Raw genomic sequence first — 9264 nt, 5'->3', positions numbered from 1 at the left:
CCGACCGGGACCCCGACGCGCGCCCCACGGGCGGTGGCGGGATGCCGATGCCGCCCAGCACCACCCCGTCGCTGTCGTCGACCAGCAGGTCCCGCATGCCGACGGCCCCGTCCAGGACCGCCCGCGCGGCCGACACGGCCGACAGCGGCACGCCGAGCTGCAGCGCCAGTACCAGCGACCCCGCCGACCCCACCGGAATCAGCGAAACGGCTCCCTCGGACAGCGCCCGCTCACGGTGCAGCAGCCCGACGGCCCGTACGAGCGCGCGGTCGTCGCCCACGATCACCGGCTGCCGATGACCCCGGCGGGCGAGGGCCCGCGCAAACTCCTCCTGTGAGTCCGGGAGACAAATTTTCGCCGCCGCTCCCGCAGACAGCACATCTTTCGCGATTCGCACGGACTCGCCGTCAAGACGGCGGGCGACCGGGTCGACGAGCACGAGCAGGCCGCCTACCGGCGCGCCCGCATGGCTCATGGTGGGCTCTGGAGCCGACACCTCGGTCCTTCCTCGGGTAGCATCTTTGTGCAAGAGGCCCTTGCGCTATTGCGCCAGGGCCTTCGTCTATTCCGGGGCACCGGTCCGACGGCTCAGCCTGCGGTGTACATCGTCGTACGCCCCCTGACCCTGGACATGCCCCATCCGGAAGAGGTGTACGCCTGTGCCCGCTCTTGTGCTGCTCGGAGCTCAGTGGGGTGACGAGGGCAAGGGAAAGGCCACCGACCTGCTCGGTGGATCCGTTGACTATGTAGTGCGCTACCAGGGCGGCAACAACGCCGGCCACACGGTTGTCGTAGGCGACCAGAAGTACGCACTGCACCTCCTCCCTTCCGGCATCCTCTCCCCCGGATGCACCCCGGTCATCGGCAACGGTGTCGTCGTCGACCCGGCCGTCCTGCTCTCCGAGCTGCGCGGCCTGAACGAGCGCGGCATCGACACCTCGAAGCTGCTGCTCAGCGGCAACGCGCACCTCATCACGCCGTACAACGTCACCCTCGACAAGGTCGGCGAGCGCTTCCTCGGCAAGCGCAAGATCGGTACGACCGGCCGCGGCATCGGCCCGACGTACGCGGACAAGATCAACCGCATCGGCATCCGCGTCCAGGACCTCTACGACGAGTCGATCCTCACCCAGAAGGTCGAAGCGGCGCTGGAGGGCAAGAACCAGCTCCTCGCGAAGCTGTACAACCGCCGCGCGATCGACCCGGCCCAGATCGTCGAAGAGATGCTCCAGTACGCGGAGCAGATCAAGCCGTACGTCGCCGACACCACCCTGATCATCAACAACGCGCTCGACGAGGACAAGGTCGTGCTCTTCGAGGGCGGCCAGGGCACGCTGCTCGACGTCGACCACGGCACGTACCCCTTCGTCACCTCCTCGAACCCGACCGCCGGTGGCGCCTGCACCGGTGCGGGCGTCGGCCCGACGAAGATCAGCCGCGTCATCGGCATCCTGAAGGCGTACACGACCCGTGTCGGCTCCGGCCCGTTCCCGACCGAGCTGTTCGACGCGGACGGCGAGGCCCTGCGCCGCATCGGCGGCGAGCGCGGCGTGACCACCGGCCGCGACCGCCGCTGCGGCTGGTTCGACGCCCCGATCGCCCGCTACGCGACCCGCGTCAACGGTCTGACGGACTTCTTCCTCACCAAGCTGGACGTCCTGACCGGCTGGGAAGAGATCCCGGTCTGCGTCGCGTACGAGATCGACGGCAAGCGCGTCGAGGAGCTCCCGTACTCGCAGTCGGACTTCCACCACGCGAAGCCGATCTACGAAAACCTCCCCGGCTGGTCCGAGGACATCACCAAGGCCAAGACCTTCGCGGACCTCCCGAAGAACGCCCAGGCGTACGTCAAGGCCCTCGAGGAGATGTCGGGCGCGCCGATCTCCGCGATCGGCGTCGGCCCCGGCCGCACCGAGACGATCGAGATCAACTCGTTCCTGTAGGCGGTAGGCGGCAGGCGCTCGGCGGTAGGCGCTGGCCGGTATCCCGGTAGCCGGTATCCCGGTAGCCGGTAGCCGGTAGCCGGTAGCCGCAACCGAGCCCGGAGGGGCGGTCCCACGGGGCCGCCCCTCAGCAGTACTTGCGTGGTGGCGGCGACTCCGGCCGTACTGGTCGATCCGGCCATGCCCGCCGCGAGATACGCCAGTCGGTGCAGGACGTAGAGCAGGCCGAAACAACTGGCCAGCCCCAGCAGGTTCATCGAGGTGCGCGACGGGCCGGGCAAGACCTGGCGGCCGTAGCGCCAGCACAGGTGGATCGCGCTCGCCACCCCGTAGGCGATGTAGGCGAGGAAGATCGCCCAGTACACCTGCATCAGGGGCAGATCCGTCCGCGTCACCAGGTCGGTCTCACCGTCCGGGAGCGGCGAGGCGAGGAACGAGGCGGCGAGTCCGGCCTCCGCCAACCCCAGGAGGACCCAGCGCAGCCACGCCTTCGAGGATCGCCGGGCGCGGACCGCCGGCACTCCGATGCCGAAGCTCACGGCCCACAGCGTCCACATCGTCCACAGGGCGCGGTCCCGCCGGGGCGCCGCTTTCAGGGACGGTGCCTTCCAGAGGACGAGCAGCCACAAGGCCGGGACGACGGCGATGTCGAACGGCCTCATGCGCGCCCCGGGCCGCCGCGTCCGGCGAACGCTCCGAGCACCTTGCCGAGGGTGTCCGCCGTGTCCGCGGTGGCCGTCGCCACGGCGGCGGGGGCCACGCTGAAGCGCCGCCACATGACGGAGGCCAGCAGCTCCGCCTCCTGTTCCTGGCGCGTGGTGGCCTTGGTACGGCCGCGGCCCAGCAGCCGGGTGACCATTGCGGGGTCCAGGTCGGGGAAGAGCTGCGCCAGCATCTCGGGCTGGGGAACGCCGGGCTCCCGGTGATCGAGGAGGATGTGGGCCAGCTCGTGCAGGATGATGTGCGTCTGGTGGGGCCGACTCGCGACAGGGGTGTAGTGGACGAGGTCGGCGTCTCCCATCGACACCCACATCCCGCATATGCCGGAGCCGTCCGCGAAGTCGGCGGGCATCGGAAGCAGGGTCAGAGGCCGGCTGCGTTCAGCGGCCGCGTCCCCGCCCCGCCGTATCGACCGAACACGCGGCCGCCGGGCGGCCCTGCGTGATCTCCCCGGGCCGACTCTCCTGGGTGGCGGATCTCAGGCTCCGGGCGGCGAGTTCCCTTCGCCCGCCGGACCGTCGTCCATGACACGGCCCCGCTCGACGAGGGAACGCACCGCCTCGAAGCCCTGCGTGGACATCGTCGCGACGGCGGCCGCGCGCAGGGCCACCGAGCGCACGTCGTTGGCGCGCATGGCCGCTACCAGCGCGAGCTGTGCCGATACCCGCGCCGCCACTTCGTCGTCGATGAAGTAGGCGAGCGGCACGCCGAAGAACTCCCCGAGGACGCGGAGCGTGCCGATGGTCGGATTGGACACCTTGCCCTTGGCCAGGGCCCACAGCCGGCCGACGGACAGCTTCGGGTCGTTCGTACCGGAGGCTTCCCTGATGCCGTCGACGACCTCCTGCAGCGTGTAGCGCCTGCCCAGCGGCTGCACGTAGGTGAGGAGGTACTCGACCCGCTGACCGAGCAGTTCCGCTTCCCCGCCAGGTCCGTCCTTCGAGGCCGGGACGTCGGGCGGCACTGCGTCCTCGTCGCTCATTCCCTGCCTCCTCACACCGGCTGGTGGCACTCTAGCCGTCCGGGAAGGCGGCCGAGGCCGGGTACGAGGCCCAGGGCCCGGGAGCCGTGCGGCTCCCGGGCCGTGTGGCGGTTTCTAGTTTCCGGCGTCCCAGTTGCCGGAGACGGGGAGGTCGCCCGTGTCGCCCCAGGAGACCTTGGTGAGGGTTCCGTTGTCCATCCGGAGGTGGAACTCGCCCGTGGAGGGCCGGAAGATCCCGATGTTGTCGGGACCGGCACCGTCCCAGTTCGCGGAGACCGGCAGGTCACCGCTCGTGCCCCAGGAGATCTTGGTCAGGCTGCCGTTGTCCATCCGCAGGTGGAACTCACCGGTCGAGGGGCGGAAGATGCCGACGTTGCCCGCCGCACCGCCGTCCCAGTTGCCCGCGACGGGCAGGTCTCCGCTCTCGCCCCAGGCGATCGTCGTCAGACTGCCGTTGTCCATCCGCAGGTGGAACTCGCCCGTGGAGGGCCGGAAGATTCCGAGGTTGTCGGGACCGGCACCGTCCCAGTTCGCGGAAACCGGCAGGTCACCGCTCGTACCCCACGACACCTTCGCGATGCTGCCGTTGTCGTAGCGCAGGTGGAACTCGCCCGTGGAGGGGCGGAAGATCCCGACGTTGTCCGGGCCCCCACCGTCCCAGTTCGCGGCGACCGGCAGATCGCCGGTCTCGCCCCACGGCACCTTGACGAGGGTGCCGTTGTCGTAGCGCTGGTGGAACTCGCCCGTCGAGGCCCGGTAGATACCGACGTTGTCCGGACCCGCACCGGCCGCGTCGTCGACGATGCTGTTGTTGCGGACCGGCTTGAAGGTGCCGTAGCCGGAGAAGTACGGGTACGGGATCTTCCGGTGGTGCACGCCGCTGCCGGTGAACTCGTAGGCGTCGTACGAGGTCTTCGAGGAGTCGGTCCAGCCGGCGAATATGGCTATGTGCCCGCCGGCGCCGGCCGCGTCGTTGAGCAGGGCGTCCCCGGGCTTGAGGTCGCTCTTGCCTATCCAGGAGGCGACGCCGCCGGGGACGAAGCTGGTGGTGTCCAGGCCGGGCGTGCCGAGGCGCCAGGCCATCGAGGCGAAGCCGGAGCAGTCGGTCCGGTAGCCCTGGTAGGTGTTGTTCCAGCTGTAGTCGAGCCCGAGACCCACCCAGGAAGCGGCCCGCCTGATCACCTCGCTGCGCGTGATCTGGGGTCCGGCGGCGAGCAACGACGTGGCGACGGACCGGCCCTGGCCGGCGCCGCCCTTGTCGATGTCCGCGACGGAGGTGGCGGCCGGGCCCGTGGAGGGCTCGCCCGCGTGGGCCGGTGCGGTGACCAGAAGGCCGATGACCAGACCGGCGGCAGCCGCCCCGGCGAGCCCACGGGTCAGGGCATGCGTGTTGGACATGAAGATCCCCCATGAAGACGACATGTGTGCGTGCGTCACGTCCGGCCCGGCCGGGCCCGCTGCGGGGTACGCCTGACGGCGGGGGCAGGCCCGAGGTGTCGGCGTGACGCAAGATCAGATGGGGGAAGCATTCATACGGGGCGCGAAGTTTGTCAAACTTTAGTGAAAATCCATCGCGACTTGGATGCCGGGAGCTCACCCGGGCAGCGGCAACCCGCCCAGGAATACCGGATAAATGGCGGCAGTTGGCGGCGGCTGGGCGCACCTGCGTACCCGATCCCTTTGACCCAATATTTCACTTTGGATCGGCGCACGAGGAAGGCGGAACCGGGGCTCACCTACCGCCGGTCCCTACCAGGCCAGTTGCGAGACCTCTTCCGCCACCACCGCGCACGCGTCCGCCGCCGGGTCGATGAGCGGGAAGTGGCCCACCCCGTCCAGCAGGGTCAGCCCCACCGTCTCCCCCGCCAGTGCGGCCGCCGCCACGTAGGCCTCGGACACCGCCTCCGGGACCACGATGTCGCTCCGCCCCTGGACCACCGCCGTCGCGATGCCGGTCGGGAGCAGCGCCGCCGGGTCGGCGCACGGACGCCGTGCGGCGAAACCCTTGGGCCCGCCCAGGAGTTGTGCCGAGGCGCCCCCGCACACCCCGAGCTCCTCCGCGACCGTGAAGTCCGCGATCGGGGCCAGCGCCACCACGCCGCGCAGCGGCGGCGGCGAAGGCAGCTTCCAGCCGGCCGGGGCGTCGTACGGGAGCACGTGGCGTGCGGCGGCCCACAGCGCGAGGTGGCCTCCGGCCGAGTGGCCGGTCAGCACCGTGCGGCGCGGGTCCGCCTCCGGCAGGCGGTCGGCGGCCAGGCCGGGCAGGGCGTCGAGGGCGGCGGCCACGTCGTCGAAGGTCTCGGGCCAGCGGCCCGCCACCGGGCCCTCGGCATCCTGGTGCGGCAGGGAACTCCCGCGCCGGTACTCGACATTGGCGACGGCGAAACCCCTGCGGGCCAGGAAGTCCGCGAAGGGGGTGACGTGCTGCCGGTCGTAGGGGGCGCGCCAGGCCCCGCCGTGCAGGACGACGACCAGCGGAGCGGAACGCGCGAGACCCGGCTGCGCCCGCTCCCCGCGCGGGGCGTAGAAGTCGACGATCTGGTCCGGGTGCTCACCGTAGGCGGCCGTCGCGTCGGGAGCTACGGGCGGATGGGAGAAGGCCGAGGCGGCCTCGGCGGCGTCCCGTTCGACTGCGGGGTCCGTCATCGGCTCAACCTCCGGTAACGCATGGGACAAGGGGGACTGGTGTTCCGGTGTTACGGCAGAGCGGGACCGTATCAGGCCGGAACGGCCCCCTCCGTGGCGGGCCGGGCAGATACCGGCGCGGGCGGGGCCGTAGCCCCGCCCGCGCGGTGATGTGACGTTTCGCTACCGGTTCACCCGAAAATGTGACCCAGTGCGCGCGCCGCCCGCTCCGCATCCGCGAAGCCGACGTACAGCGGGGTGAATCCGAAGCGCAGGACATCGGGAGCACGGAAGTCCCCGATCACCCCCCGCGAGATGAGCTCGCGCATGACCCCGTCCGCGTTCTCCGTGCGCAGCGACACCTGGCTGGCGCGCTGTGCGTGCCCGGTGGGGGTGACCAGCTCGACCCTGCCCGCCGGGACGTACGCCGCCACGCAGTCGAGGAAGAAGTCGGTCAGCGCGAGGGACTTCGCGCGGACGTCCTCGACCGCGACCCCGTCCCAGGCGTCCAGAGCGGCCTCCAGCGCGAGCATGGACAGGATGTCCGGGGTGCCGACGCGGGCCCGCGCCACGCCCTGCGCGGCCTCGTAGGAGGGGGTCATCGCGAACGGGTCCGCGTGGCCGTTCCAGCCGGGCAGCGGGGAGTCGAAGGCGGACTGGTGGCGGGCTGCGACGTACAGGTACGCGGGAGCGCCGGGGCCGCCGTTGAGGTACTTGTACGTACAGCCGACCGCGAGGTCCACCGCGTGCGCGTCGAGGCCGACGGGCAGCGCCCCGGCCGTGTGGCACAGGTCCCAGACCACGAGCGCCCCGGCGGCGTGCGCCGCCGCGGTCAGGGCGGGCAGGTCGTGCAGGCGGCCGGTGCGGTAGTCGGCGTGGTTGAGGAGGACCACGGCGGTCTCCGGTCCCATCGCCTCCGCAGCGGCGGCCGGGTCGACCGGGACGACGCGCAGGCCCGTCATCCGGGCCGCCGATTCGGCGATGTAGCCGTCGGTGGGGAAGGTGGCGGCGTCCACGAGCAGCTCGGTCCGGCCGGGCGCGGCCAGCCGGGCGGCGCCGACCAGGGCCTTGAAGAGGTTGACGCTGGTGGAGTCGCCGGCGACCACCTGGCCTGCGGCGGCGCCGACCAGCGGGGCTATCCGGTCGCCGATGCGCTCGGGGGCGTTCCACCAGTTGGCTTCGCCCTCGGTCCAGGAGCGGATCAGGCGCGTGCCCCACTGCTCCGTGACCACCTCGGCGAGCCGGGCGGCCACCCCTGCGGGAAGCGCGCCGAGGCTGTTGCCGTCGAGGTAGACCACGCCCTCGGGGAGGGTGAAGCGGTCGCGGAGCTTGCCGAGGGGGTCGGCCGCGTCCAGGGCCTCGGCGCGGGCCGCCAGGTCCGGGAGCGTGGACACGGGTGCCGGCCCGGGGGTCGGCGTCGGCGGGGTCGGGAGCGCGTCCGCGGTCGGCTCAGACATGGCTGCGCGCCGTCCAGAGCTCCGGGAAGACGTTCTTCGTGGCCCGCTTCTCCAGCCAGGTCACACCGGCCGAGCCGCCCGTGCCCGTCTTCGCACCCATCGCGCGCCGGGTCGCGACCAGGTGGTCGTTGCGCCAGCGCCAGACCAGCTCGGCGACGTCGGTGAGGACCTCGCCGAGGCGGTGCAGGTCCGGGTGGGCGTCGGGGGCCGCGTACAGGGCCGTCCAGACGGCTTCGACCTCGGGCGAGGGCTCGTAGCGCTGGGAGAGGTCGCGGTCGAGGACGGACGGCGGGACGGGGAGGCCGCGGCGGGCGAGGAGGCTCAGCACCTCGTCGTAGAGGCTGGGCTCGTGGAGGGCCTTCTCCAGCTCCGCGTGGACGCGCGGGGCGCCGCGGTGCGGGACCAGCATCGAGGCGGCCTTGTCGCCGAGCAGGAACTCCATCCGGCGGTACATCGCCGACTGGAAGCCGGAGCCCTCGCCGAGGGCGCCGCGGTAGGCGTTGAACTGGCCCGGGGTCAGCTGGGCGAGGGGGCGCCAGGAGGAATTGAGGGCCTCCAGCTCACGGAGGGATCGTTTCAGCGCATCCATCGCGACGGGGAGCTCGTCCTCGCGCAGCGCCTGCGCGGCGGTCTCCCACTCGTGGACGATGACCGTGAACCACAGCTCCATGACCTGGGTGGTGACCAGGAACACCATCTCGCCCGGGTCGTCCGAGCGCAGGTGCTGGAGATGGGTGAGGACGTCCGCCTGGACGTAGTCCTCGTAGGGGGTCGTGCCGGCGAAGTCGAGGTTCGGGGTGTCCGAACCGCCGTCTCCGGAGGCATCAAGGGCGTGCGACATCGCTGTCTCCTCGATACGTGCTTCCGGGTAGCGGTCCGCTCCTTCCGGTGAGGTGAGTGGAGCTCCGGTCCCCTGTCCGCATCATAAGACCGTCGTGCCGCAGGGCTTCAATAGTCAGTGGCGCACGTCACGTTCCGCGACCGGGCGGGCCCCAAGCGGGAACCCGCCCGGTACCGGGCGCCGAAGGCGTCGGCCGTCAGGCGCCGAGGACGTCGTCCGTCAGGCGCCGAGGACGTCCGCGGCCGTCTCGGAGGAGTCGCGCAGGAAGGTCGAGCAGCGCTCGTACTCCTCCTTCTCGCCGATCTCGCCGGCCGCGCGGGCCAGGGCGTTCAGGGCGCGCAGGAAGCCCTGGTTCGGCTCGTGCTCCCACGGCACCGGGCCGTGGCCCTTCCAGCCGGCGCGGCGCAGCGCGTCCAGGCCGCGGTGGTAGCCCGTACGGGCGTACGCGTACGACTCGACCGTGCGGCCGGCGGAGAAGGCCTCGTCGGCGAGGAGGGCCCAGGCCAGGGAGGACGTCGGGTGCGCGGCGGCCACCTCGACGGCGGGGGTGCCGGCGGCGATGGCCGCGCGACCCGGCTCGTCGGGGAGGTGGGTGGGGGCGGGGCCCCCGAGGAGGTTCTGGTGAAGAGACATGCCCACAGTCTGGGGGATGCGGGCACAGGAGAAGGGCCCGACCCCGCCGTCCGTGGACGGCGG

At 71.7% G+C, this 9264-nt stretch carries 8 protein-coding genes and 1 pseudogene; 1 reads left to right on the top strand and 8 read right to left on the bottom strand.

Annotated elements, in window-relative coordinates:
* Nucleotides 1-475: pseudogene (locus ABZY57_RS30600) on the bottom strand (diacylglycerol kinase); the annotation flags it as partial.
* 184 nt (nt 476-659) lie between these two features.
* Here ABZY57_RS30600 and ABZY57_RS30595 point away from each other — a divergent pair.
* Nucleotides 660-1943: an adenylosuccinate synthase gene (locus ABZY57_RS30595; RefSeq protein ID WP_327254123.1), complete on the top strand. Its 1284-nt coding sequence runs from the start codon at nt 660-662 to the stop codon at nt 1941-1943.
* A gap of 658 nt (nt 1944-2601) precedes the next feature.
* Here ABZY57_RS30595 and ABZY57_RS30590 read toward each other — a convergent pair.
* The 7 genes from ABZY57_RS30590 to ABZY57_RS30560 form a co-directional block, all read right to left on the bottom strand.
* Nucleotides 2602-3015 (bottom strand): hypothetical protein, encoded by a 414-nt coding sequence (locus tag ABZY57_RS30590; RefSeq protein ID WP_356517440.1) that lies wholly within the window; start codon nt 3013-3015, stop codon nt 2602-2604.
* 126 nt (nt 3016-3141) lie between these two features.
* Nucleotides 3142-3645, bottom strand: coding sequence for a hypothetical protein (locus ABZY57_RS30585; protein WP_356517438.1), 504 nt, complete (start codon nt 3643-3645; stop codon nt 3142-3144).
* Between the two features lie 114 nt (nt 3646-3759).
* Nucleotides 3760-5043, bottom strand: coding sequence for a hypothetical protein (locus ABZY57_RS30580; protein WP_356517436.1), 1284 nt, complete (start codon nt 5041-5043; stop codon nt 3760-3762).
* 351 nt (nt 5044-5394) lie between these two features.
* Nucleotides 5395-6291, bottom strand: coding sequence for an alpha/beta hydrolase (locus tag ABZY57_RS30575; protein ID WP_356517434.1), 897 nt, complete (start codon nt 6289-6291; stop codon nt 5395-5397).
* A 170-nt stretch (nt 6292-6461) separates the two neighbouring features.
* A complete protein-coding gene (gene kynU, locus ABZY57_RS30570; protein WP_356517432.1) occupies nt 6462-7727 on the bottom strand; it encodes a kynureninase in 1266 nt (421 codons plus the stop codon).
* Nucleotides 7720-8568 (bottom strand): tryptophan 2,3-dioxygenase family protein, encoded by an 849-nt coding sequence (locus ABZY57_RS30565; protein WP_356517430.1) that lies wholly within the window; start codon nt 8566-8568, stop codon nt 7720-7722. Before ABZY57_RS30565 ends, kynU begins: the two co-directional genes overlap by 8 nt.
* A 219-nt stretch (nt 8569-8787) precedes the next feature.
* Entirely contained in the window at nt 8788-9201 is a 414-nt protein-coding gene (locus ABZY57_RS30560) for a DUF3151 domain-containing protein (protein WP_356517428.1), read from the bottom strand.
* Nucleotides 9202-9264 lie beyond the last annotated feature (63 nt).

It is taken from the genome of Streptomyces sp. NPDC006450 (assembly GCF_040612195.1).
In the GTDB taxonomy this organism is placed as follows: Bacteria; Actinomycetota; Actinomycetes; order Streptomycetales; family Streptomycetaceae; genus Streptomyces.
Note: the sequence above shows the minus strand (reverse complement) of the source record. Positions and strands in the feature narration are given on the sequence as shown.